Genomic DNA, 24,253 nt, shown 5'->3' on the forward strand with positions numbered 1-24,253 from the left:
GTGACAGAATGAAGAAAAAATCTTCTAAACAAAAAAGAAAATTCCCGCCTTTCTATCTGCCCATGTACGGAATTAACAATTGGTGTAGCATTCGAGCTGCAGCTTTAGAAGAACTAGAAGAACAAGAATCATCAAAAAAAGTAAAGCAAGAACAAAATATGTCTCTTTAGAAAATGCTGTAATGAGCCGCATAATCGATAATAGAAAAACAAAGATGCAGCAAAAAAATAAACCTCTCTCTAATCATAGTGAACAGGTATTACATTCTGAGCAAACAGAGCAACATACGGAAGAAAACATCCCTGTAGCAATAAATAAAAAAGTGGAACCAGAAATTCCAGTTACTATTATAAATCAAGTAAAAAAAATAAAAGAAGCATTAGCCCCATCAAATGATATACAAACGGAAAAAACTATTGTAATTCAGACCCCTACACCCGAAAATACAAAAGTTAAAAAAGGGAACCGGTATGCACATGCCGAGGGACTTCATTCTAATGCAGAAGGTACAGCTTCACATGCAGAAGGGCTTCTTACACATGCAAAAGGTTCTTTCTCTCATGCAGAAGGATCAAAAACAAAAGCAACTGGACATAGTTCGCATAGTGAAGGAAGTGAAACGACAGCAGGCGGCTCTTATTCTCATGCGGAAGGAAAACATACAATTGCTTTAGGCGAAGCAGCACATGCAGAAGGAACCGCAACTATCGCTAACGGATTCTCTTCTCATGCGGAAGGTATGCATACATCAACAGTTCATTTTGCAGGCAGCCATATTATGGGGCGCTTCGGCACGGCGGAAGAATCTTATTCTTGGTTTATTGCAAATGGTACAAATGACACCGACCATAATATCGGTGCAAAATGGCTTGCTCACAACGGGGAAATGTATATCGATGGCGCTTCTTACAATGCAAGTGGAACGGATTTTGCACAAATGTTTGAGACAGCAGATCATAGTTCTATTGATGTCGGTCATTTCGTTACATTTAGTAGCGAAGAAAAAATTCGAAAAGCTACTTCAAATGATTTATTCATATTAGGAATATCTAGTGCTACTCCTGCTCTCATAGGAAATAGCGGTGCTTTAAGTTGGCAAAAACGCTATAAAACAGATAGCTTTGGAAAGCGTCAATATGCGCATACGGACACGCAAGACACACAACCTCTTTTAAATACAGAATGGGATCCAGCTTGTAAATATATATCAAGAAGAGACCGTACTGAGTGGCTTCCTGTCGGATTAATTGGACAAATGTTAGTACGTGATGACGGTACTTGCGAAACACACGGATACTGTCTTCCAAATGATGACGGCATTGCTACAAAAGCTGAAAGTGGCTTTTTCGTTATTAAACGTACTGGTGAAAATCAAATTTTAATATTATTCCGCTAAAAAAAGGGAACAAAATTCTTCGTTCAGTAAGAATTTTGTTCCCTTTTAATTGTTATGTAAAGCGGATTGCATGTCATCTGGGATACATACGGTAAAAGTCATTTCCTTTTCTAAAATAGGGTGATAAAACGTCAAAGACGTACTATGAAGCGCTTGGCGTTTCATCACATCTCTTCGACCGCCGTATAAATCATCCCCAAGTAGTGGATGTCCTATATGCGCCATATGTACACGAATTTGATGCGTTCTTCCTGTTTCAAGCGCAAGTGCTACATGCGTCTCATTAGAAGAACTTTCCATCACTCTAAAATGAGTAACAGCTCTTTGACCATCTTCACATACAGTTCGCTCAATAATACTATCCGCTTTTCGTCCGATTGGTGCGTCAATCGTCCCTATCTCTTCTAGAATCATTCCATGAACGAGCGCCTCATACGTTCGTTTCACTCCTTTTTGTTGATGCTGCTTTGATAAAAGGTTGTGAACGAATCGATTTTTTGCAATTAACATAAGTCCTGAAGTATCACGATCGAGTCTCGTTACAATGTGCACTGTACTTGCAAGGTTCTGTTTATCATAATGATATAACAGAGCATTTGCAACACTTCCTGACGGATGCTCCCTAGACGGAATTGTCGACATATATGCATCTTTATTTACAACAAGCACTGCATCATCTTCATATACAATATTTAAAGGAATATCTTCTGCTTCCATCCCTTCACTTCTTTCCTCAAACGGAAAGAAGACTTGTAACTCTTCACCGGCTTGTAACTTGTAGCGAACACTCGCATGTTGACTGTTTACTTCAATAGCTCCACCGTGAAACTTTATATCGGTTAAAGCAGCCTTCGAAATTCCTTTCGTTTTCAAAAACTCTCTAACTAAAGTCCCCTCATCTGCAAGCTGTATATCCCATTTCAATGTAAATCTGTTCAAATATATAAACCCTCTCTATTTATCTGCAACAAACGAGTCACGGACACGTTTCCAGAACGGGAACGGACGGAAACGAACAAATCGTACTTTCTCGTTTGCAACGCGATACTGAATTGATTTCACATCTTGATGAACCATCGTCAAATGATCCACCGTAATTTGCAAGTTCATTCCTGCAGCCGGCTTTAAAACGCATGTATGATGTTTCGGCAGTACGAGCGGAGAACCTACCGTACGAAATACACGATTGTTAATTGATGCCATTTCTGCAATTTGAATCGCTTCAATAGAAGGGTGAATAATTGCTCCGCCAAGTGCCTTATTATACGCAGTACTTCCTGAAGGAGTAGAAATACAAAGACCATCTCCGCGGAACGTTTCAAAATACTCACCGCGTATTTCCACTTCTGTTACTAATGTTCCTTCTGCACTTTTTACAGTCGCTTCATTCATCGCCAAATACTGCGACTCTTTACTACCATTCACATAGCGAATAATCACCTCTAAAAGTGGGTATTCAACTACTTGGAACGGTGTTTTAGCAATCGCAATTACTAACTTCTCTACTTCCGTCGGTAACCAATCTGCATAGAAACCTAAATGCCCTGTATGTACACCAACAAATGCGGTTTCATCTAATCGATTATAGTAACGATGAAACGCATATAAAAGCGTTCCATCTCCCCCAACAGAAATTACAATATCAGGTTCCTTTTCATCCATCGTAAAACCAAAATCTAACAAGTATTCTTTCATCGTACTTGCTAGTGTATCTGATGATTGATCTCCCTTTGACATAATTGTAAATTTCATCGCCCAACACCCTTTAGTTTATGATTCAGAATCTTTCGTTTCCTGCTTTCGTGAAAAAACCTTTTGCGCTTCTTGAATTTCAAGACGAATGGAAGACATTTCTTCATCTAATAAAAATGCCGCTTCCGCCGCACGTTGTAAGCGTATTTTAATATCTTCAGGAAAACGTCCACTATATTTGTAATTTAAAGAATGCTCAATCGTTGCCCAAAAATTCATTGCTAACGTACGTATTTGAATTTCAACCAATACTTTTTTCTCTCCCTGTATCGTTTGAACAGGATAACTAATGACAACGTGGTAAGAGCGATAACCGCTATCTTTCTTTTGCGTTACATAATCACGTTCTTCCACAATTTCAAAATCATTTCGTTTTCGAAGATATTCTACAACAGGCTTAATCTCATCAACAAATTGACACATCATTCGAAGGCCTGCGATGTCCTGCATATCTTCTCTAAGCCGGTCTAACGGCACATTTCTCTTCTCCGCTTTATCAATAATACTTGCAACCGACTTTACCCTTCCTGTTACAAACTCAATTGGAGAATGCTCCGTTAACATTGCAAATTGAGTACGCATTCCTTTTAGTTTCACTTTCAGCTCTGCCACCGCTTGGTGATAAGGCGCTAAAAAGTCTTCCCAATTACGATTCATTTCAACCACCACCAAAATCAATCCATTTGCTTATAGAAATACTTTTTCTACAGCAGTTACTAATTCTTCTCCGTAATTTGCATTACCTTCAATATTTTCAACTAAATACTCTACTTCTTCTTTTAATGCTTCTAATTCCATTTCAATATCATTCACGCGAATAAACATTGCTGTATCTTTATTCATCGCTTCATGCATTGCTTCCCAGCATGTATGCGGAATACTTACATAAATGAAAGATGATTCGTTTTCTAAGATATATAAAAATGATAAATTATCTGAGTCTACAAGTACGTGATTACGCGCACTTAACTCCTTTACCTCTATTTCAGTATTTTCCGCACAAAAAATAAGCGCATTCTCTCTCATTTCTACGCTCTTAACTTGAATTTTATTTTGCATGCTCGAATTCCTCCATCTCAACTTCCTGTCTTACTTAACAGTATTATTGTATCATAACATGGACGCAAACAAATAAAACATTGAACCAAATTTGCGAAAAAGCGATAATGTGTAAAGAATTATTTTTCAAAAGGAGCGTATATAATGACACAAGAAATTGAAATTGAATTTAAAAACATGGTTACAGAGGAAGAATTCCAAAGGTTATGCAAGTCTTTTTCTATTAAAGCATTTACAAAACAAGTAAATCATTACTTTGAAACAACTCAATTTTCTTTAAAAAATACAGGCTCTGCACTTCGTATTCGTCATAAAGATGGAACTTATACATTCACATTAAAACAACCTGCTGAAATTGGTTTATTAGAAACTCATCAATCTATAACAGAAAAAGAAGCAAAACTTATGATGGAAACAAACGCAATCATTCAAGGCACTGTAATGGATCAACTTCAGAAACTACAAATTCCAGTTTCCTCTTTAACTTATATGGGAAGTTTAACAACAGAAAGAGCTGAAACATTGTTTGAAGGTGGAACACTTGTCTTTGATCATAGTTTCTATTACAATCACGATGATTATGAAATCGAATACGAAGTACAAGATGAGGAAGCTGGTAAAGCCTCATTTATGAGTTTATTAAAGCAACATAACGTACCAGTTCGTCATACAAATAACAAAGTAAAACGCTTTTTCCTTGCCAAACAAAACAAAGAGCGCTAAAGTGAAATTTCCATCAGTGTAGAAGTGATTTACTGGTGGTTATGTTTCACCTTTTTGGAAATTAAAGATTTATTAGCAACACATAAAATAAGCAACGAATGTTATGAAGGCTGTTTAGTTGCTCTTCATAACATTCCATTGCTACAATAGATATACATTTCATGGAAAAAGGAGTTTATAAAGGATGAGCAAGCAACCGATGACACCATTTGAAGCAATTGGCGGTGAACAATGCATTGCAACATTAGTGGATACATTTTATTCCTATGTCAGTGAACACCCTGACTTATCTCCGATCTTCCCGGATGATTTAACAGAAACTGCTAGGAAGCAGAAACAATTTTTAACACAATATTTAGGTGGTCCTAATTTATACACTGAAGAACATGGGCATCCTATGCTAAGAGCACGCCATCTTCCGTTTGAGATTACTCCAAAACGCGCAGAAGCTTGGCTATCATGCATGGAGCAAGCAATGGATGATACAGGAGTGCACGGTCATATAAGAGAGTTTGTTTTTGAACGTTTAGCATTAACTGCTCAACATATGGTCAATACTCCAAATGAAACAGGTGAAGTGTAATGGATAAGCAGGAAGCAAAGCATATGAATATGCCTTCTCCTTCCACATGCGAGCATAAGTCTGTAGAAGCATATTTATTTATTGATCCACTTTGTAAAGATTGCTGGGATATCGAGCCATCTATTATTAAACTATGGCTTGAATATGGGAAATACTTCTCTATTCGTCATATAGTAACTGGAAAAGTGGACGGGGCAAACGCTTCCTCACACAAATGGAATAAACCTGCTAATATTCGATTTGTGTGGGAAAAGACAACAAGTTTACAAGGTTTTTCATGTGATGGAAAAGTACATATGCAAGAGGAATCGTCAACGCCGTATCTAGTTTCGATGGCAATTAAAGCGGCGGAGTTGCAAGGCCGAAAAGCAGGTTCGAAGTTTTTGCGAAAACTCCAGGAATACATTCTTCTTAAAAATGTATCAAACCCAGATGGTGAACTATTGCTTACATGTGCAAAAGATAGCGGCATTGATGTAGAGGAATTTAAAAAAGACCTACACTCAGTTAGCGCAAAAAAAGCTTTCCAATGCGACCTGAAATTCACAAATGAGATGCATATTACAGAAATACCTTCCCTCCTATTTTTCCATGCAAATTCAGATGAGGAAGGTATTAAAATTGCAGGAATTTATTCCTATGATGTATACGTACAGTTATTAAAAGAACTTGTAAAATGCGAGATTGAGCCAGAGCCATTACCTCCTTTAGAGGTATTACTAGAAGCAACACAATTTATTTCTTCAAAGGAAATCTCATTTATATATGACTGCCCACAGCAAGAAATAGAGCGCGAACTAAAAAAATTACAACTAAAACGAAAAGTACAAATGATTGAAGTGAAGTGCGAGCGTTATTGGAAATGGATAGAAAAAGAAAAAGACCTGGTGTAAACACCAGGTCTTCTTCTTTACGGCTTATAAAAATATTAAAGGGGATGGGAGAAATTTTCACGTTCAAACAAAGGGGTATATGTTTGTATGTGAATTCGTTCACGCTTATTATATTACAAGATTCGACGTCAGATGACAACCCCTTTCGTCGAATTTCACACTTTTGTCACATTCTAAACGTTTTCATTCTTGAATAAGCTATAAAAAAAGCTATTTAGGAGGTTTCCTTATGAAAAAGTCTCATATTTTTCTTATCTTTCTATGTGTTATTGTTTCTTTTTTCTTGTACATCCTCTCTCTACTACAAGCTTTCCCTAAAATTATTGCCTTCCCTCTTTTATTTGGAGTTATCGTCATCGCTGTCTCTTATTTCAACTACAGAAAACGATTTAAAGGATTTTAACTACAAAAATAAGTCGTAAAAATTCCTTCTAATATAGAAAAAGCAAGGAAAATCATCTCAATAATTCGACAAATATCGACATTTCAACCTATTGAGCAAATGCCCCAAACAGAAAAGACGAGGATAAAATCCCTCGTCTTTTCTCATTACTTCTCTTCAAACAATAACGCTTCTAATTCATTTAACTTCTCTTCAAATACTTGTAATGCTTCTTTTACAGGTTCAGGAGATGCCATATCAACTCCTGCTTTTTTCAGCACTTCAATTGGATAATCAGAGCTTCCTGCTTTTAAGAATTCGTTAATGTAACGTTCTACTGCTGGTTGCCCTTCTTCTAAAATTTGTTTAGATAGAGCTGTCGCTGCACTAAATCCTGTTGCGTATTGATATACGTAATAGTTGTAGTAGAAATGCGGAATGCGAGACCACTCTAAACCAATTTCTTCGTCGATCACTAAAGCATCACCGAAATATTTCTTATTTAAATCATAGTAGATTTCCGTTAACATGTCCGGCGTAACAGCGTGTCCTTCTTGTACTTTCTTATGAATAATATGCTCAAACTCTGCGAACATCGTTTGACGGAATACAGTGCCGCGGAATCCTTCTAAATAGTGATTTAATAAATATAGACGCTCTTTCTTATCTTCTGTCGTTTTCAATAAGTAATCATTTAGAAGCGCTTCATTACAAGTTGATGCTACTTCTGCAACGAAGATTGAATAATCACCATATACGTGCGGCTGTGTCTTCCTTGTATAGTAACTATGCACTGAATGACCAAACTCATGAGCAAGTGTAAATAAATTATTTACATTATCATGCCAGTTCATTAAAATATACGGATTTGTTCCGTATGCACCAGATGAATATGCTCCACTTCGTTTTCCTTTATTCTCATATACATCTACCCAGCGATTCTCATATGCTTCTTTTAAAATTTCAACGTATTCATCACCAAGTACATTTAAAGATTTCAATAACATTTCTTGTGCTTCTTCATACTTCACATTCATTTTCACTTCTGGTACAAGCGGTGTATATAAATCATACATATGAAGCTCATCAAGACCTAGGGCACGCTTACGAATATCAATGTAGCGATGTAGTAAGTGTAAATTATCATTTACCGATTCAACAAGTTGATCATACACCGCTTCAGGAATATTATTATTACTTAATGCAGCTTGACGTGCAGAATCGTATTTACGAACGCGTGCATTGAAATTATTACGTTTCACAGCCCCACTTAACGTACTTGCAAATGTGTTCTTATATTTTCCGTACGTTTCATATACAGCTTTGAATGCATCTTCGCGCACACGACGATCATCACTTTCTAAAAATTGAATATAACGACCATGTGTTATTTCTACTTCTTCTCCATCTTCACCTTTAATAGATGGAAATTTTAAATCTGCATTATTCAACATACCAAATGTATTACTTGATGCACTCATCACTTCAGATGCTTCTGCTAATAACGCTTCTTCAGCTTCCGATAATACATGCGGGCGTTGACGTGTAATTTCTTCTAATGCATGCTCATATACACTTAGTTCTCGATTTTCTTGCAAGAATGTTTCCAATGTATCTTCTGAAATAGATAAAATTTCAGGCACGATATAAGCTGTGCTACTAGATACTTGTGAGTATAAATTTGTTGCGCGATCATTTAATGCTTGATACACAGAGTTTGTTGTATCTTGATCGTAACGCATATGTGCATATGTATATAGCTTACCTAATCGCATTGAAATTTCATCTTCATATTGCAATGCCTCAAGCAAATTGTCTGCAGAGTCACCAAGCTTCCCTTTAAATTCAGTTAACTTTGGCAATAGCTCTTTAATAGCTTGGAATTCTTTTTCCCATTCTGCATCTGTTTGGAAAATATCTTCTAATCGCCATGTGTTTGCTTCTTCAATCTCATTGCGATCTGGTAATGATTTTACTGTGTTTTGTTCAGCCATTCTTTAAGCCCTCCTTTAAATGTCTCTACTTAAGTACAATTCGATTTTTCTTATGTAATTCCTTCACGATCAGTCTTTATTATATCCCCTTTTCCCTCTCTCATGTTGTACTTTGTCTCAAATAGAGATAGTGCATGCGCTAAGCAAATGTCATCATATTTCATAATTTCCTCCTCTGTTTTTAACAAAACAACATCTCTTATTTTTCGATACTTATTATTACCTACTTTATTTAACACACCTATATAACATAAAAATGTCATATACTCTGCAACTGCTATCTTCCATATATGTTGTGCAAAATACGGAAGTAGACGCCTCTTCGTATATTTCGCAACATAATTACATGCGTACTGAAGGGAAATATACTCCCCTACCTTAAGCTTACTTATACACTTCATATAAAGAAAAGCTTGCCATATAAATGGATTTGTTTGAAAAGCAAATGAGGATGGAAGCGGAACACCGATTTCAGAAGGAAAACTCGATGGGGTACATTTATATTGATATAAGAGGCGTAATAGTGACTTATGATTATAATTCCAGATAGATAGAGCGTTTTGCCGAAAATGGTTCTTTTTTCTCTTCCATTCTTGTCCTAATACCTCTTTTCGGAAAGGAACGGGAGAAAAGAGCATTTCAACAGTAGTCGTATCGGTTGGTAAATAAATTGTATGTGAAAAAGAGACATTTGTAGAAAACGGAGTGATAAACGCGCATTTCATAAACGATTTTTGTTTCGGACAAAAGAAAATAAGGAATGGCTGAGGATAAGGTTGTAAGGAGAAAGCCATAAGGGAGGAAAATGTCATCCAATGGGCGGATTGCTTTTTCAACTGATTTCCACCGATTATCCAGATAACTTGTATACTAGCTTGCCAATACGAATATGTTCGCTTATAAAGCTGCTCTATGGAGAGATTTGCACATTGATATTCAATCGCAATTTTTCTATCTGCTCTCTCTACGTAAATATCTGGTCGTTGCTGGATTACCGGCAAATAATGCTCTATATCTACATGAAAGTCTTGACGTTTTAACCATCTATATAACAATTCTTTACCGTGCATATGATACATAGATTCCGCTTCATAAAAGGCCAAACATGAATCCATTTGCTTATGAGCAAAATGCCAACTTTTTTCTTTCCCTAATTTCATTTGCACTTCCTTTCCGCAAGCTGTGCAAAAGAATTTTTCTCGTTTACGCATATCGCGTAAACACTCTTCATCCCGGTTATATAATAGATGAATTTTCTCTCCGTTTTCTCTCCTTGCAATAAACATCACAATCACACCCTTTCAACTCCTTGTATTCTACAATTTACTACAAATTCCTCTCAAAAAAAGAGATGTCCTAAATTAGGACATCTCTTTTTATAATAAAGGTGATAATAACCGATACGTCGATTCAACAATCCGCCTATGAAGACGTCTCTTATGAAATCGGTCAACATGAATTTCACTGGATTCTTCTAAATCGTCTTTAAAATCTTGAACGAGCTTTCGAATGCTATCTGTATCATATAAAAAGGCATTTACTTCAAAGTTTAAATGAAAACTTCTCATATCCATATTAGCTGTCCCAATTGAAGCGAGATCCGAATCAACGATAACAACTTTACTATGAAGAAAACCTTTTTCATATTCATATATTTTTACTCCTGCATCTAATAACTCCGGAAAGTACGATCTTGATGCATAAAAGACAGTGCGCTTATCTGGCTTACTTGGCATTAACAAACGAACATCAATACCAGCAAGTGCAGCTACTTTTAATGCAGATAAAATATCATCGTCTGGAATAAAGTATGGTGTTGCAATCCAAATCGATTTCCTAGCTGAAGCAATCATTGCAAAATATAAATGTTTAATTGTTTCCCATTTATTATCTGGTCCACCTCCAACGAGTTGTACTCCGCCCCAATGATCACCCTCAACTGCTTTCGCTTGTAAATATTCAGGTGCTAATACTGCCTCACCAGTCATATAAAACCAATCTTGAAGGAAAATTAGCTGTAAGCTTTGAACTGCTTCACCGCGTAAATATAAATGCGTGTCTCGCCAAAAACCGAAATATTTATCCTTCCCTAAATATTCATCACCAATATTTAATCCGCCTACAAACCCTTCATTTCCATCTATAATAACGATTTTCCGATGGTTTCGATAATTAATTTTATCGTTTAAAATCGGAAAGCGCACAGGGAAAAATGGAATCATTTCTACTCCTGCATCATTCAATTCTTCAATATACGAATTTGATAATTTAAAACTTCCAACCGCGTCATATAAAAAACGTACGACAACGCCTTCTTTTGATTTTTTTATTAAAATATCTTTAATTTCTGTACCGAGCTTGTCATCACGCACAATGTAATACTCCATATGAATGTGGTGTTTCGCTCGATTTAACCCATCTAAAATTGCCTGAAACGTCTCGTCTCCATTTGTTAATGTCCTCGTTTCAGTTTGAAATGAAATATTTAAAGCACCCAATCGATCAGCTAAACGAAATAACAATTCTTGATGCTTATGGTCTCGTAAAATTCGTTCTTCATAATCTTCGTGTCCCTTATATTGTAAAAACGCCTGTTCATCAAGTAACGCCTTCTTTTGGAACATTCTTTTTCTACGAAAGTTTTGTCCAAATAATAAATAAGCAAAGAAACCGAACACTGGAAAAATTCCTAGTACGATTAACCATGTAAGTGTTTTGGATGGATGTCTGTTTTCTAAGAAAATAACACATCCAATTAAAAATGCGGAAACCGTAAATAAAATACTAATAATACCTAAAATCGAAACGTCTTTTATACCCATGACATCCGAATAAAATGCTACATCAATAAACATGCGTAATGAAACAAATAATGCGAACAATAGTAGAAAAAAGAAAAGTAGTTTTAACGTGTTTTTCATCTCTTACCCCCTTACTAAGAAAACTTTCCTATTCTTCATAAAAAAAGCCGATTTCATACTATAGAAATCGGCCTACGTTTTAGAAGGAAAATGGTTACGAATTGTCTCAAGCGCATGCTCTTTCACAACTTGCTTTCCATACTCACTTACACGATGAATCGTTAAAGTAGATTCTTCCCCATATTCTAAAACAATACTTAAAATACGATCAATCTCTTCCTCATCATGTAGCACTTCATCGAATTCCACATATACATAATAGCGGTCCTCAAATGAATACAGTTCATCTTTTATATCTTCAAAAATTAGACGATGACTTAATGAAATTACATCTTCAAAATCATTAAACTTAATTAAAAAGCCAAACGTACCATCTTCATTAAAGTTTGTACCTGTCGGTTCTATTTCCTCTTCCTCTAATTCTTGCTGGAATAATGATTCGATTCCTTCATCTAAAGGAATATCTATAATTTTGTCTACACCTATTGGTAATTCTAATTTTTGTCCATCCTTTGAAAGTTCTGCTTTCGTTACAAGTACTTCAATCCCTTTGTCGACTGCTTGCACTTGAATCCATAACGGTCCATCAATAAAGAAGTCATCATGATCGCGAGCTTCATCCATCATTTCCCAAAAGAGTTCTTCACTCCGTTCGCGGTCATACCAAATTTCTTCACGGTTAAACCCTCTGTCCTCTATATCAACGTACGTAATAAAAAATTTCATCGTATGATCGTTAATTCTTTCAATTTCCAAAATACAACTCTCCCTTCCTGTTTAGAATTGTTATGAAGGGATCCCCCACTCATATGACAAATCAATAGATTCTTGTACTCTCATTTTATGATAAGATTCTCCAGAATGGAAATAAAATCGATTTATTTTACAAAAATAGTTATATACCTATCTGCATTCGGCTACTTACATAAACTGAAACTATAATTGATGGGGTCTTTGCTCATCCACGTTGATTATTAGCCACACTAATCGGGCATTTACGGACAGGAAAGCTCAAAACTAACTCCTTTTCTTTATAACCGGATTTTGTGACGGAGTCTTACTACCCGCAGATAGTCGGCTAAATATCATTATTTCAATTCTCTGTTCACAAAAAATTTGGACATACATTTGCGTATTGCCCCGTACACTGTAATAAAGTGAAACTTCTATAAGAGAAGATTATTTAATCCCAAAAGCGCGGGATAAAAGCTAAACAAACTTTCTTCATCACATACATATCGCTTATTAAAACATCATAAATGGAGGCAGACGAATGGACTTAGAGTTTTTAACATCTGTACTAATGATCGTCGGTATCGATGTTGTACTAGGTGGTGATAACGCAATTGTTATCGCACTAGCTAGCCGAAATTTACCTGAATCAAAACGAAATAAAGCAATTTTGATTGGAACTATTTTAGCAATTGTGCTGCGAATTCTCCTCACAATACTAGCTGTCTATTTACTCGACATCCCATTTTTACAACTCATCGGCGGAGTTTTACTCACATTAATTGCAGTAAATTTACTAACTGATAACAACAACGATCTTTCTTCGATTCAAGGAAAAACGACTTTATTCCAAGCGGTGCGTACGATTGTATTCGCAGATCTCGTTATGGGGTTTGATAATGTTATTGCCATTGCGGGTGCAGCTCACGGAAGATTATTACTCGTAATAATCGGTCTACTCATTTCTATCCCGATTATCATTTGGGGCAGCAAACTTATTTTAATACTCATGGAACGTTTTCCGTTCCTCATTTTTTGCGGGGCAGCAGTTCTCGCCTATACAGCAGGAAAAATGATTACACATGAAGACAGACTTGCAACTTTTTTTCATAACAACCCAAGTTTCACGACAAGTATTCCTTACTTATTCATTTTCACCGTTTTATGCATCGGTATTATCGTTCAACGAGTTCGATTACGAAATGTGAAACATTAAAAAAAAACCTTCTACTATATAATAGGTAGAAGGTTTTCATATTATTATAATTAATTTACAAGACGCTGTGCTTCACGCAATTGGAACGTTCTTACTGTACGTGGTAAGAAACGGCGGATTTCGTCTTCGTTGTAACCTACTTGAAGGCGCTTCTCGTCAATCATAATTGGACGACGTAAAATCCCTGGATAGTCACGAATCATCTTATATAAATCTTGAAGTGGTAAAGACTCTAAGTTTACATTTAATTCTTGGAAAACTTTTGAACGAGTAGAAATAATCTCATCCGTTCCGCTTTCTGTCATACGTAAAATCTCTTTAATTTCCTCAATCGTTAATGGATCTGAGAAAATATTACGTTCTGTATAAGGAATATGATTTTCCTCTAGCCATAATTTCGCCTTTCTACAAGACGTACAGCTTGGAGAACTATATAATGTTACCATACAAAGCTCACTCTCCTTAAAGAGTACAAATTCTGTACTAATTACAGTTTAAATTTCTAACTTCCGCAATTTTTCACGATAACTTGTCTTATAGCAAAGTAAAAAATCGCAATTCATGTAAGCAACAACAATTACTTTTAATAAGTAACTTCTATAATCATTATACAATAGTTTTTGCAAGAAATATACAGTAAATTTACTGCTAGTTGAGAAAACTTCTCCGTGTATTCCACTGCTATGTAACATGATTACACTCACTTTAACTGTCATCTAACAACAATCTTCAACCCTTTTGACGCCTGCTTTTTACAACATACTTCATGTTATATACGATTGTTTTTTCATAACATGAATCGCCTAAAAGAGAACGTTTTCTTACCTTTTCCCAATAATTCAATTGAGAAATGTAAGACCCCAAGCTAAAACAAAAGAAAGAACATCTGTTCTTAGATTAACAAATCTCATCACCCATGTCTATACGATTTCTAAAATTACCAAACATTTTTCTGACATTTCTTTCTTTTTTACCTTTTATCTCATACAATAAAAATACAGGCAAGCAAAGGGGGAATTTGCATATGATTGCTTTTTTTACTGATTTTATCATTGTTGCTACCCTCATCATTGGAATAACAGCATTGATTGGTGTCATTACAAATAGCATCGGTGAAAAACTCTTTGGTGGGAAAGAAAAAATGAAGTTTGTTAACAAAAGTTTAGATGTACAATCTGGCTGGAATCAAGTTGGCGGAAAAGGCATTTATAAAAAACGTACGTACTAAAAAAAGCAGGTAATCACCTGCTTTTTTGTTATTTCTCTACTGATGCCCATTTGAAGCTTACTTCGCCACCATATTTATGGTTGTACATATCTTTAATTGTTTCTCTTTGTAAATATGCTCTACCACGTTGATATACTGGAACAATCGCAGCATCATCAAGTAACATTTTTTCTGCTTCTAATAAGTTTTTCCAACGAGCGTTTACGTCGCTTCCATCTTTCTTCGCTTTCATAATAATCTCATCGTACTTCGGATTAGAATACTTCATTTTATTTTGTGCCCCGTCAGTTACGAACATATCAAGATATGTAACTGGATCTGGGAAGTCTGCACTCCATCCAGAGAATGACATTACATAGTCACCCGCATCTTCTAATTTTAGTTTTTGCGCGAATGGCTGCTGTTTAATTTTCACTGTTAAACCTGGTAAATTCTTTTCTAACTCACCTTTTAAATATTCACCAGTTTTCTTCGATAATTCCACGTCTTCATTTAACATCTCTAATTCGATTTCATTTTTACCAAGTTCTTTTTTACCAGCTTCCCAATACTTTTTCGCTTCTTTTACATTTGGTTTTATAATATCTCCATTTTCAGCACGGAAATCTTTTTTATCCGGTCCTTTAATGAAATTGTCAGGAATTAATCCCGTCGCTGGCTTAGAACCGTTATTTAATAATGTATCAACGAATGGTTTACGGTCAAAACCAAGAGAAATTGCTTTACGAATATTTTTATTTGCTAAAGCTGGGTCTTTTTGATTTAAGCGAAGGAAGAATACAGAAGTATCTTCTACCGTTTTGAAATCTGGTTTCCCTTTATATTTATCGATGAACTCAGCTAATAACGTCGCTCGATCGACTGCGTTTGTTTCATATAAATTAATTGGCGTAGACGTATCCTTTACAATATTAAAGTTTACTTCCTCAAGCTTCACTTCTTTATTGTCCCAATATGATGAGCTCTTTGTCATCTTGAAGCTACGTTCATGCTGCCAATCACTTAATGTAAATGGACCATTATAAAGTGTTGTGTTTGCCTCTAAACCAAACTTCGTACCTTGCTCTTTTACATACTTTTCATTCACAGGATAGAAGATTGGATATACCATTAAATCAACAAGATACGGAATCGAGTTGTCTAATTCCACTTCTAATGTGTGATCATCAATTGCTTTTACGCCTAATTGATCTGGACTCATCTCTTTTTTATTAATTTTTTCTGCATTTTTTATATCATACATAATGTACGCTGATTTTGCAGCTGTATCTGGATTAATCGCTCTTTGCCATCCATATACGAAATCTTTCGCTGTTACAGGTTCACCATTTGACCATTTTGCATCTTCACGTAATTTAAATGTATACTTTTTACCGTCTTCTGACTTTTGGAATTCTTTCGCTACACCTGGAACTAACTTATCATCTTTTCCAAGACGGTATAGTCCTTCCATCGTGTTGTTCATTACTTTCGAAGAAACTGCATCAGCTGACAAAGCTGGATCCATCGTTGGAATTTCTTGTGTTTCAATTAAGTTTATAACTTGCTTCGCACCGCTTTTCCCGCTATCCCCTTTTGCGTTCGCTTGCGGCTCATCTTTTTGATAACTACATGCCCCTAAAACCATGCTCATCGCTACTGTTGATGCTACAAAAACTGGTATCTTTTTTTTCATACTTCCACCCCTCAAAAAAATGTTAGCCCTTTCATTTTCAAACAGAAAGAAATATATATATGTTCTAATAATTCATATTATACACACAAATATATTCTTTGTATATTTATATTTCTATTTTATTAAAATTTTCTGTTAAAAAATAAACCTTTGTAAACGTTTCACATTGCTATTTTTCCTGACTAAAACGTCAAAAAACACTATTTTTATATTTTTCTAAATTATCAGAGAAAAATAAATTTTATATTCTATAATATTTTACGTATAATTATCCTTCTCTTATTAACATAAAATGGAGGTCTCTTCATATTAAAAATATGTAGGTTAAAATGAGTGCAATGGCTATGAAAGTATGTTACGATACACTTTGCTAAAAATAGATATCGGTAAAGAGGGGACAGATATGACAGCAATTCACTCAAAAAGTGGGCCAACTGAGAAACTAAGTTTATTCCTATTAACATGGCCTATTTTTCTAGAAGTTTTTCTTTTTATGTTGATGGGGATCGCTGATACTTTCATGTTAAGTGCATTATCAGACGATGCTGTATCTGGGGTTGGTGCAGCAAATCAATATCTTCATATCGCTATTTTGGTACTAGAAGTAATCGGGAATGGCGCTGCGATCGTCGTATCTCAATACCTCGGTTCCAAACGTTTTATGGAAGCATCTAAAATATCAGCATTAGCCGTCACATTAAATTTAGTGGTCGGACTCGTTATAAGCGCTGGTTTTCTTTTATTTTCAAAACATATGATGATGGCAATGAATTTACAAGGCGATGTACTAATGTATGCACAAAGCTATTTATCCATCGTCGGAGGAGCTATTTTCCTTCAAGCTATTATTAACTCGTTAGCCGCAATTATCCGCGTTCACGGCTTTACAAAGCAAGCAATGTTTGTTTCGCTCGGAATGAATATTATTCATATCGCCGGAAACTACGTACTTATTTTCGGGAAATTCGGTTTTCCTGAACTCGGTGTGCAAGGGGCCGCGATTTCTTCCGCTGTCAGTCGACTACTGGCACTTATTGTGTTCTTCTGGTTACTATACCGCGTTATGGAATACCGTGTGAAATTACAATATTACTTCACTTTATCAAAAGAATACGTTGGCAAAATATTAAAGATCGGCATTCCATCTGCATTCGAACAAGTCATGTATCAAGCTTGTCAAATTGTCTTCTTATATTACGCAACATACTTAGGTACGGAATCATTAGCAGCAAGGCAATACGCTACTAACATTTCCATGTTCACTTATTTATTTGCCATTGCGATTGGTATGGGAACAGCAATTATTATCGGGCGCCTTGTTGGCGGCGGTGAAAAAGATGAAGCATATGAACGTGTATGGAAAAGTGTAAAATGGGCAATTGGCGTAACTTTATGTATGGTTGTTCTCGTTATTACATTCCGCACACAATTAATGGGACTGTTTACAGATAATCCGCACATTATTAAATTAGGTGCAAGCGTTCTTTTACTAAGTGTACTACTTGAAACGGGACGCACGATGAACATCGTCATCATTAATTCACTTCGTGCAGCTGGTGATGCAAAATACCCTGTTTTAATCGGCGCATTCTCTATGGTGTTAATGAGTTTACCACTCGGTTACTTTTTCGCCTTCCATTTAGATATGGGACTCGTTGGTATTTGGTTAGCGATTGCTATCGACGAATGGACGCGTGCCATTATTATGTTCTTCCGCTGGAAAAGTAGAGCGTGGGAACGTTATGCACTTGTTAAACCGAATGAGCAAGAAGACAGTGTTTCTGTTCAGGCGCAGTAACACTTGTTTGATCAAGATGTAGTTATTAGTGAATGAAATTTATATGGGCGATTCTTTCAATATATCGACTTACCGACAATGTTGACAACTCATTTATATAGTAGAAAAAAGCCACCCTTCCTTAATGGAAGAATGGCTTTTTTTTATTATTGATAGATTTCTTTATATTTCTTATACTCCGCTTCAGAACATAATACGAAATGTCCTGGGCGAATTTCACGCATTGTTGGTACTTCGCTACCATAATCATGCTGAGTTGGATCGTATACGATACGTTTACGATTGCGCTCATAATCTGGGTCTGGAAGTGGAATTGCTGATAGTAGTGATTTTGTATATGGATGCATTGGATTCTCATATAACTCTTCACTTGTTGTCAGCTCGACGATTTGACCACGGTACATTACACCGATGCGATCACTAATGTATTTTACCATCGATAAATCATGGGCGATGAATAAGTATGTTAAACCTTTTTCTCTTTGTAACTGTTTTAGTAAGTTTACAACTTGCGCCTGAATCGATACGTCAAGTGCTGAGATTGGTTCATCCGCAATGATAAATTCAGGTTCTACAGCTAGCGCACGAGCGATACCGATACGTTGACGTTGTCCGCCTGAGAATTCATGCGGGAAACGGTTCGCGTGTTCTTTATTTAAACCAACTGTATTTAACAGCTCGTGAACACGGTCCATACGCTCTTTTTTACCTTTTGCCAGTCCGTGAATATCAATACCTTCTGCGATAATATCCCCTACTGTCATACGAGGATTTAGTGATGCGTATGGATCTTGGAAAATCATTTGCATTTTACGGTTGAACTTCTTAAGTTCTGCGCGTGATTTTTTACCATGTACATTTTCACCATCGAACAACACTTCACCGGCAGTTGCGTCGTATAAACGAATGATCGTTCTTCCAGTTGTTGACTTACCACAACCAGATTCTCCTACAAGTCCAAATGTTTCACCGCGGTAAATATCAAATGAAATATCATTAACTGCTTTAACAACACCACCACTCACATCAAAGTGTTGTTTCACATTTTTTACTTCAATTAATTTCTCACGTTGTTTAGTCATGTTGTTCACCTGCTTTCATTTGAAGAATACGTTTTTCAACAACTGCTGGTGGTTTTACTTCTGGCGCTTGCTCATGAAGTAACCAAGTTGCCGCATAATGTGTATCACTTACTTTAAATAAAGGTGGTTCCATTTCAAAATCAATTTTCAGCGCCTGCGGGTTACGTGGTGCAAAAGCATCACCCTTTGGCGGTTTTAATAAGTCAGGAGGCGTTCCTGGAATCGCATATAGTTCGTCCTCTGAACCATCTAAGCTTGGCATAGATGCGATTAAGCCCCATGTGTATGGATGTTTTGGATTGTAGAAAATTTCATCAACAGTTCCAATTTCAACAACTTTACCAGCGTACATAACCGCAACTCGGTCTGCAACGTTTGCCACTACACCTAAATCATGCGTAATGAAAATGATTGCTGCTTCTGTTTTTTGCTGAATGTCCTTCATAAGCTCTAAAATTTGCGCCTGAATTGTAACGTCTAGCGCTGTTGTCGGCTCATCGGCAATTAATAATTTCGGATTACAAGCTAACGCCATCGCAATAACTACACGTTGTCTCATACCACCTGAGAATTGGTGAGGATATTGTTTTAAGCGTGCTTCTGGATTTGGAATACCTACAAGGTCGATTAATTCTAAAGCAACTTTACGTGCGTCTGCTTTACTCATCCCTTGGTGTTTAATAAGACCTTCCATAATCTGATTACCAATTGTCATCGTTGGATTTAATGATGTCATTGGATCTTGGAAAATCATCGCAATATCTTTACCGCGTACTTGCTGCATTTCTTTTTCTGTTAATTTCGTTAAGTCACGACCTTCAAATACGATTTCACCGTTTTTAATACGTCCTGGAGGATTCGGAATTAATCCCATTAACGCTTTAGAAGTAACTGATTTACCAGAACCAGATTCTCCTACAATCGCTAATGTTTCTCCTTTTTTTAAATCAAAAGTAACACCGCGTACAGCTTGTACTTCACCTGCATGTGTATCAAAGGAGACTTGCAAATCTTTTACCTCTAGCAATGTTTTCATTTTTACTTCTCCCCTCTTTTACTTACGCATTTTTGGATCTAACGCGTCGCGTAATCCGTCTGCCATTAAGTTGAATGCTAAGATTAACATACTGATGACAACCGCTGGGATGAACATCATATGTGGATACGTTTGAATTGATTTATAACCATCGTTTACAAGAGAACCAAGTGATGCGAATGGTGGCTGAATGCCTAGCCCGATGAAGCTTAAGAATGCTTCACCAAATACCGCTGTTGGAATTGTAAACATTGTCATTACGATAATTGGTCCCATTACGTTCGGTATTAAGTGTTTCACAATTAATTGTGTATTCGTTGCTCCTAATGTACGAGATGCTAATACGTATTCTTGGTTTTTTAATTTTAGGATTTGTCCACGAACGATACGCGACATCCCTATCCAACCTGTAATTGCCATCGCAAGTGTGATCGACCATATACCTGATCCCATAATGATTACCATTAAAATAACGATGATTAAATATGGAATACCGTTAATAATCTCCATAATACGTTGCATAATATTATCTACTCTACCTCCGTAGAATGCTGAAATACCTCCGTATGCAACCCCAATTACTAAATCAATTGCTGCTGCTAAAAGAGCGATATATAATGATACGCGTGTACCTTCCCATGTTCTTGTCCATAAATCACGGCCAAGATCATCTGTACCAAACCAGAAGTACTCTTTAATATCACGTTTTTCATATTGGTCAACACCATATTGATCTGTACCGTCAAATGGTAGCCAATGAATATTTTCAATCACTGGAATTTTTGGTGGCATTTTCGCACGACCTAAATCCTGCTCTTTATAAGAATGCTTACTTACCATCGGTCCTATAATTGCTAGTAGTACAATAAGCATTAATAATACGAAACCAAACATTGCACCTTTATGTTGGAACAAACGTCTTCTTACATCTTGCCAAAACGTTAAGCTTGGACGGGCAATGACTTCATTATCAACATTACTTTGATTGGCTTGTTGAAATAAATCTGGAGATAATTTTTGTACATCTTTCATCATTTTTTCCCTCCCGCTAAACGAATACGAGGATCAATAATTCCGTATAAAATATCGACAATGAAAATAACTAAGATGAAGATCGCACTATAGAAAATTGTAGTTCCCATAATAACTGTATAGTCATTCACTGTAATCGATTTAACGAATTGTTCCCCAAGTCCAGGTACAGCATAAATTTGCTCGATAACTAGTGTCCCTGTAATTAATCCTGCAACCATTGGTCCTAAAATTGTTACAACTGGAATTAATGCGTTACGAAGTGCGTGCTTGATAATGATAACGCCTTGGCTAATTCCTTTCGCTTTCGCTGTTAAAATATAATCCGCTTGCATAACTTCAATTAACTCTGCACGAGCGAAACGTGCGATTGTTGCGATAACTGCCATCGATAAAGCAATTGTAGGCATTACTGTAAACTCTGGTCCTTTCCAAAATGCTACTGGGAACCAACCAAGTTTTACCCCTACGAAATATTGTAGTAATGCGGCAAATACGAACGATGGTACCGACATACCGAGTACGGAAATTATTGTCGCCCCATAATCGACCCACGTATTGTTACGAAGTGCCGCAACGATTCCTAAAATTAATCCGATAAATGTTCCTAATATAATCGCTTGTAAACCAAGTTGTGCTGATGGTCCAATGCGATCCACAATCATATCTGTTACTGGACGGTTATCATATTGGAATGATACCCCTAAATCACCTTTTGCTAAGTTACCTAAGTAACGTGCGTATTGAACTGGTACTGGATCATTTAAACCATATTTTTCAAGAATGATTTCTTTTTGTGCCGGTGATAACTTCTCCTGATTTTTAAGCGGAGAACCCGGAAGTAATTTCATCAAAAAGAAAGTCAGTGTAGTAATTAAAAATAATGTCAAAGCCATGTACACGAAACGTTTTAATACATAACGTCCCATAGTCAAGCACCTCCCCGTTTTTCTCAAAAGCAATAAGATAGTTTAAAATATTCTTACTTTTATTTTTTTAAAATAAGAGCATATGCCCATCATAGGCATATACCCTTATTCATGATGGAAACCATTTTTAGTTTTTGAGTTCAACCCACTTATAACTAAATTCTCCGCCATATTTATGTTCTAATAGGCCAGTAATTGAACTACGTTGTAAATATGCCTTTCCAGGTTGATATACTGGAGCAATCGCTGCATCCTCAAGCAGTTGTTGTTCTGCTTTTAATAGAGCATCCCAACGAGCTTGTACATCTACTTCTGTTTTGGCTTTCTTAATTAGTGCATCATATGCTGGATTTGCGTAATTCACTTTATTTTGCGAATTACCTGTTGTATACATTTCAAGGAATGACATTGGATCCATATAATCTGGACTCCATCCCGCATATGACATCGCATAATCTCCACTTGCTTCAAGTTTTAATTTTTGTGCAAATGGCTGCATTTTTGTTGAAACTGTTAAACCTGGTAAGTTCTTTTCGAATTGTCCTTTTAAATACTCTCCGATTTTTTTAGCATCATCAGTATCAAAGTTTAATAACTCTAACTCTACTTTGTCTACACCCAGTTCTTTTTTACCAGCTTCCCAATATTTTTGAGCTTCTTTAACATCCTCTTTTATAAGCTTTCCGTTCTCTTCACGGAAGTCTTTTCCGTTAGGTCCTTTTGCCAAACCTTTCGGAACAAAACCATACATTCCTTCTGAACCATCGTTTAAGATAACTTTTCCGATATTTTCACGTTCAAAGGACATCGCAATTGCTTTTCGGATATTTTTATTTGCTAAAAACTTATTTTTTTCATTTAAGCGAATGAATTGTGTAGATGGTCTCTTAATTGTTTTAAAATCAGCATCTGATTTGTATTTATCTACAAACTCTGATGTTAATACTACACGATCAATTGCTTTTGTTTCATATAAATTTATAGCCGTTGAACGATCCTTAACAATATTGAAGTTTACTTCCTCAAGTTTTACTACTTTATTTTCCCAATACGTCGGGTTCTTCGTCAATTTGAAACTTTGTTCATGCTTCCATTCATTTAAAACGAATGGTCCATTGTAAAGTGTCGTATTGGATTCTAATCCGAATTTATCTCCTTGTTCTTTTACAAACTTCTCATTCAAAGGATAAAATGTTGGATAGACTGTTAAACTTACAAAATAAGGAACAGGGTTGTCTAATTCCACTTCAAGTGTGTGATCATCAACGGCCTTTACACCAAGTTCTTCAACTGGTAACTCTTTTTTGTTAACTTTCTCCACATTTTTAACATCAAATAGTATGTAAGCAAACTTGGCACCCGTATTTGAATCTACAGCTCTTCTCCAAGAATAAACGAAGTCTTTAGCTGTTACAGGCTCACCGTTAGACCATTTCGCATCTTCACGTAATTTAAATACGTACTTTTTACCATCCTCTGATTTCTCATAGGATTTAGCGACACCTGGAACGAGTTTATCATCTTTCCCCAGACGATATAATCCTTCCATTGTATTATTCATGATGTTAGAAGATGCTGCATCTGTTGATAACGTCGTATCCATTGTTGGAATCTCAGCTGTTTCAGTTAGGTTTAACACTTGCTTATTTGAGGCTTTTTCTTTTGCGCCTGCTTTGTTATCTTCTTTTTGGTAACTACAAGCTCCTAACATACTCACTGTCAACGTTGATGCAATTAATAACGGTATCTTTTTCTTCATGTTGTATTGCCTCCCCTAATTGCACTTCCTGTACCCTCACTTGTAAAAAAGTAGAATTGAAAG

General features: G+C 36.1%; 22 protein-coding genes and 1 pseudogene. 8 read left to right on the forward strand and 15 right to left on the reverse strand.

All coding sequences use genetic code 11. The features are described from left to right. Window positions 1–8: 8 nt before the first annotated feature. Window positions 9–1,396: pseudogene (locus CDB3_RS18240) on the forward strand (peptidase G2 autoproteolytic cleavage domain-containing protein). Window positions 1,397–1,441: 45 nt separating this feature from the next. Here CDB3_RS18240 and CDB3_RS18245 read toward each other — a convergent pair. Genes CDB3_RS18245 through CDB3_RS18260 form a run of 4 tightly spaced genes read right to left on the reverse strand, consistent with a single transcriptional unit; the run spans window position 1,442 to window position 4,207 of the window. Beyond that, window positions 1,442–2,335, reverse strand: coding sequence for an RluA family pseudouridine synthase (locus tag CDB3_RS18245; protein ID WP_128855471.1), 894 nt, complete (start codon window positions 2,333–2,335; stop codon window positions 1,442–1,444). A 15-nt stretch (window positions 2,336–2,350) separates the two neighbouring features. Next, on the reverse strand, window positions 2,351–3,148 hold the full coding sequence (locus CDB3_RS18250; RefSeq protein ID WP_000673196.1) for an NAD kinase: 798 nt from the start codon (window positions 3,146–3,148) through the stop codon (window positions 2,351–2,353). Between the two features lie 18 nt (window positions 3,149–3,166). Next, window positions 3,167–3,805 carry a GTP diphosphokinase gene (yjbM, locus tag CDB3_RS18255; protein WP_128855472.1) on the reverse strand — a complete coding sequence of 213 codons (639 nt, stop codon included), beginning with the start codon at window positions 3,803–3,805 and terminating at the stop codon, window positions 3,167–3,169. Between the two features lie 30 nt (window positions 3,806–3,835). Next, window positions 3,836–4,207, reverse strand: coding sequence for a UPF0738 family protein (locus CDB3_RS18260; protein ID WP_097830040.1), 372 nt, complete (start codon window positions 4,205–4,207; stop codon window positions 3,836–3,838). Between the two features lie 144 nt (window positions 4,208–4,351). Between CDB3_RS18260 and CDB3_RS18265 the strand changes: the two genes are divergently transcribed. From CDB3_RS18265 to CDB3_RS31745, 4 genes are all read left to right on the forward strand, one after another. Then, window positions 4,352–4,930, forward strand: a complete 579-nt coding sequence (locus CDB3_RS18265) for a CYTH domain-containing protein (protein ID WP_097830039.1) — start codon at window positions 4,352–4,354, stop codon at window positions 4,928–4,930. 184 nt (window positions 4,931–5,114) lie between these two features. After that, window positions 5,115–5,513, forward strand: coding sequence for a globin domain-containing protein (locus CDB3_RS18270; protein WP_000043388.1), 399 nt, complete (start codon window positions 5,115–5,117; stop codon window positions 5,511–5,513). Next, window positions 5,513–6,406, forward strand: coding sequence for a ClpXP adapter SpxH family protein (locus CDB3_RS18275; protein WP_128855473.1), 894 nt, complete (start codon window positions 5,513–5,515; stop codon window positions 6,404–6,406). The genes CDB3_RS18270 and CDB3_RS18275 overlap by 1 nt, the downstream gene beginning before the upstream one ends. A 229-nt stretch (window positions 6,407–6,635) precedes the next feature. Then, window positions 6,636–6,809, forward strand: a complete 174-nt coding sequence (locus tag CDB3_RS31745; RefSeq protein ID WP_000748141.1) for a hypothetical protein — start codon at window positions 6,636–6,638, stop codon at window positions 6,807–6,809. A gap of 146 nt (window positions 6,810–6,955) precedes the next feature. On the opposite strand, the gene pepF is transcribed toward CDB3_RS31745, so the two are convergent. The 4 genes from pepF to mecA all read right to left on the reverse strand — a co-directional run bounded on the left by pepF (window position 6,956) and on the right by mecA (window position 12,459). Further along, window positions 6,956–8,782: an oligoendopeptidase F gene (gene pepF, locus CDB3_RS18280; protein WP_128855474.1), complete on the reverse strand. Its 1,827-nt coding sequence runs from the start codon at window positions 8,780–8,782 to the stop codon at window positions 6,956–6,958. A gap of 50 nt (window positions 8,783–8,832) precedes the next feature. After that, a complete protein-coding gene (locus CDB3_RS18285) occupies window positions 8,833–10,068 on the reverse strand; it encodes a competence protein CoiA (RefSeq protein WP_128855542.1) in 1,236 nt (411 codons plus the stop codon). 90 nt (window positions 10,069–10,158) lie between these two features. Continuing rightward, window positions 10,159–11,703 carry a cardiolipin synthase gene (locus tag CDB3_RS18290; protein WP_097830035.1) on the reverse strand — a complete coding sequence of 515 codons (1,545 nt, stop codon included), beginning with the start codon at window positions 11,701–11,703 and terminating at the stop codon, window positions 10,159–10,161. A 72-nt stretch (window positions 11,704–11,775) separates the two neighbouring features. Then, window positions 11,776–12,459: an adaptor protein MecA gene (gene mecA, locus CDB3_RS18295; protein ID WP_000402127.1), complete on the reverse strand. Its 684-nt coding sequence runs from the start codon at window positions 12,457–12,459 to the stop codon at window positions 11,776–11,778. A gap of 517 nt (window positions 12,460–12,976) precedes the next feature. Between mecA and CDB3_RS18300 the strand changes: the two genes are divergently transcribed. Further along, window positions 12,977–13,651, forward strand: coding sequence for a TerC family protein (locus tag CDB3_RS18300; RefSeq protein WP_071744644.1), 675 nt, complete (start codon window positions 12,977–12,979; stop codon window positions 13,649–13,651). 50 nt (window positions 13,652–13,701) lie between these two features. Here CDB3_RS18300 and spx read toward each other — a convergent pair whose 3' ends face one another. Next, window positions 13,702–14,097 (reverse strand): transcriptional regulator Spx, encoded by a 396-nt coding sequence (spx, locus tag CDB3_RS18305; protein WP_000258267.1) that lies wholly within the window; start codon window positions 14,095–14,097, stop codon window positions 13,702–13,704. A gap of 578 nt (window positions 14,098–14,675) precedes the next feature. On the opposite strand from spx, the gene CDB3_RS18320 reads away from it, so the two are divergent. Then, window positions 14,676–14,879 (forward strand): hypothetical protein, encoded by a 204-nt coding sequence (locus CDB3_RS18320; protein WP_000559981.1) that lies wholly within the window; start codon window positions 14,676–14,678, stop codon window positions 14,877–14,879. A 28-nt stretch (window positions 14,880–14,907) separates the two neighbouring features. On the opposite strand, the gene CDB3_RS18325 is transcribed toward CDB3_RS18320, so the two are convergent. Next, entirely contained in the window at window positions 14,908–16,554 is a 1,647-nt protein-coding gene (locus CDB3_RS18325; protein ID WP_128855476.1) for a peptide ABC transporter substrate-binding protein, read from the reverse strand. Window positions 16,555–16,906: 352 nt separating this feature from the next. On the opposite strand from CDB3_RS18325, the gene CDB3_RS18330 reads away from it, so the two are divergent. Further along, complete coding sequence (locus tag CDB3_RS18330; RefSeq protein ID WP_128855477.1) at window positions 16,907–18,352, forward strand: MATE family efflux transporter; 1,446 nt, start codon at window positions 16,907–16,909, stop codon at window positions 18,350–18,352. A gap of 146 nt (window positions 18,353–18,498) precedes the next feature. On the opposite strand, the gene CDB3_RS18335 is transcribed toward CDB3_RS18330, so the two are convergent. From CDB3_RS18335 to CDB3_RS18355, 5 genes are all read right to left on the reverse strand, one after another. Beyond that, on the reverse strand, window positions 18,499–19,434 hold the full coding sequence (locus tag CDB3_RS18335; RefSeq protein ID WP_000166341.1) for an ABC transporter ATP-binding protein: 936 nt from the start codon (window positions 19,432–19,434) through the stop codon (window positions 18,499–18,501). After that, window positions 19,427–20,470 carry an ABC transporter ATP-binding protein gene (locus CDB3_RS18340; RefSeq protein WP_000854345.1) on the reverse strand — a complete coding sequence of 348 codons (1,044 nt, stop codon included), beginning with the start codon at window positions 20,468–20,470 and terminating at the stop codon, window positions 19,427–19,429. The genes CDB3_RS18335 and CDB3_RS18340 overlap by 8 nt, the downstream gene beginning before the upstream one ends. 18 nt (window positions 20,471–20,488) lie before the next feature. Further along, on the reverse strand, window positions 20,489–21,505 hold the full coding sequence (gene opp3C, locus CDB3_RS18345; RefSeq protein ID WP_128855478.1) for an oligopeptide ABC transporter permease: 1,017 nt from the start codon (window positions 21,503–21,505) through the stop codon (window positions 20,489–20,491). Continuing rightward, window positions 21,502–22,431 carry an oligopeptide ABC transporter permease gene (gene opp3b, locus CDB3_RS18350; protein ID WP_000534165.1) on the reverse strand — a complete coding sequence of 310 codons (930 nt, stop codon included), beginning with the start codon at window positions 22,429–22,431 and terminating at the stop codon, window positions 21,502–21,504. The genes opp3C and opp3b overlap by 4 nt, the downstream gene beginning before the upstream one ends. Window positions 22,432–22,558: 127 nt before the next feature. Further along, a complete protein-coding gene (locus tag CDB3_RS18355; protein WP_128855479.1) occupies window positions 22,559–24,190 on the reverse strand; it encodes a peptide ABC transporter substrate-binding protein in 1,632 nt (543 codons plus the stop codon). Between the last annotated feature and the right edge of the window lie 63 nt (window positions 24,191–24,253).

It is taken from the genome of Bacillus sp. CDB3 (genome assembly GCF_002081505.1).
GTDB lineage: Bacteria > Bacillota > Bacilli > Bacillales > Bacillaceae_G > Bacillus_A > Bacillus_A cereus_AT.

Excerpts from the sequence above, each read along its gene's own strand:
- opp3C (WP_128855478.1), bottom strand. The coding sequence starts at position 21,505 with ATGATGAAAGATGTACAAAAATTATCTCCAGATTTATTTCAACAAGCC.
- CDB3_RS18270 (WP_000043388.1), top strand. The coding sequence starts at position 5,115 with ATGAGCAAGCAACCGATGACACCATTTGAAGCAATTGGCGGTGAACAA.
- CDB3_RS18320 (WP_000559981.1), top strand. The coding sequence starts at position 14,676 with ATGATTGCTTTTTTTACTGATTTTATCATTGTTGCTACCCTCATCATT.
- CDB3_RS18275 (WP_128855473.1), top strand. The coding sequence starts at position 5,513 with ATGGATAAGCAGGAAGCAAAGCATATGAATATGCCTTCTCCTTCCACA.
- CDB3_RS18355 (WP_128855479.1), bottom strand. The coding sequence starts at position 24,190 with ATGAAGAAAAAGATACCGTTATTAATTGCATCAACGTTGACAGTGAGT.
- CDB3_RS18325 (WP_128855476.1), bottom strand. The coding sequence starts at position 16,554 with ATGAAAAAAAAGATACCAGTTTTTGTAGCATCAACAGTAGCGATGAGC.
- CDB3_RS18290 (WP_097830035.1), bottom strand. The coding sequence starts at position 11,703 with ATGAAAAACACGTTAAAACTACTTTTCTTTTTTCTACTATTGTTCGCA.
- CDB3_RS18265 (WP_097830039.1), top strand. The coding sequence starts at position 4,352 with ATGACACAAGAAATTGAAATTGAATTTAAAAACATGGTTACAGAGGAA.
- yjbM (WP_128855472.1), bottom strand. The coding sequence starts at position 3,805 with ATGAATCGTAATTGGGAAGACTTTTTAGCGCCTTATCACCAAGCGGTG.
- CDB3_RS18300 (WP_071744644.1), top strand. The coding sequence starts at position 12,977 with ATGGACTTAGAGTTTTTAACATCTGTACTAATGATCGTCGGTATCGAT.
- spx (WP_000258267.1), bottom strand. The coding sequence starts at position 14,097 with ATGGTAACATTATATAGTTCTCCAAGCTGTACGTCTTGTAGAAAGGCG.
- CDB3_RS31745 (WP_000748141.1), top strand. The coding sequence starts at position 6,636 with ATGAAAAAGTCTCATATTTTTCTTATCTTTCTATGTGTTATTGTTTCT.
- pepF (WP_128855474.1), bottom strand. The coding sequence starts at position 8,782 with ATGGCTGAACAAAACACAGTAAAATCATTACCAGATCGCAATGAGATT.
- CDB3_RS18260 (WP_097830040.1), bottom strand. The coding sequence starts at position 4,207 with ATGCAAAATAAAATTCAAGTTAAGAGCGTAGAAATGAGAGAGAATGCG.
- CDB3_RS18335 (WP_000166341.1), bottom strand. The coding sequence starts at position 19,434 with ATGACTAAACAACGTGAGAAATTAATTGAAGTAAAAAATGTGAAACAA.
- CDB3_RS18250 (WP_000673196.1), bottom strand. The coding sequence starts at position 3,148 with ATGAAATTTACAATTATGTCAAAGGGAGATCAATCATCAGATACACTA.
- CDB3_RS18285 (WP_128855542.1), bottom strand. The coding sequence starts at position 10,068 with ATGTTTATTGCAAGGAGAGAAAACGGAGAGAAAATTCATCTATTATAT.
- opp3b (WP_000534165.1), bottom strand. The coding sequence starts at position 22,431 with ATGGGACGTTATGTATTAAAACGTTTCGTGTACATGGCTTTGACATTA.
- CDB3_RS18330 (WP_128855477.1), top strand. The coding sequence starts at position 16,907 with ATGTTACGATACACTTTGCTAAAAATAGATATCGGTAAAGAGGGGACA.
- CDB3_RS18340 (WP_000854345.1), bottom strand. The coding sequence starts at position 20,470 with ATGAAAACATTGCTAGAGGTAAAAGATTTGCAAGTCTCCTTTGATACA.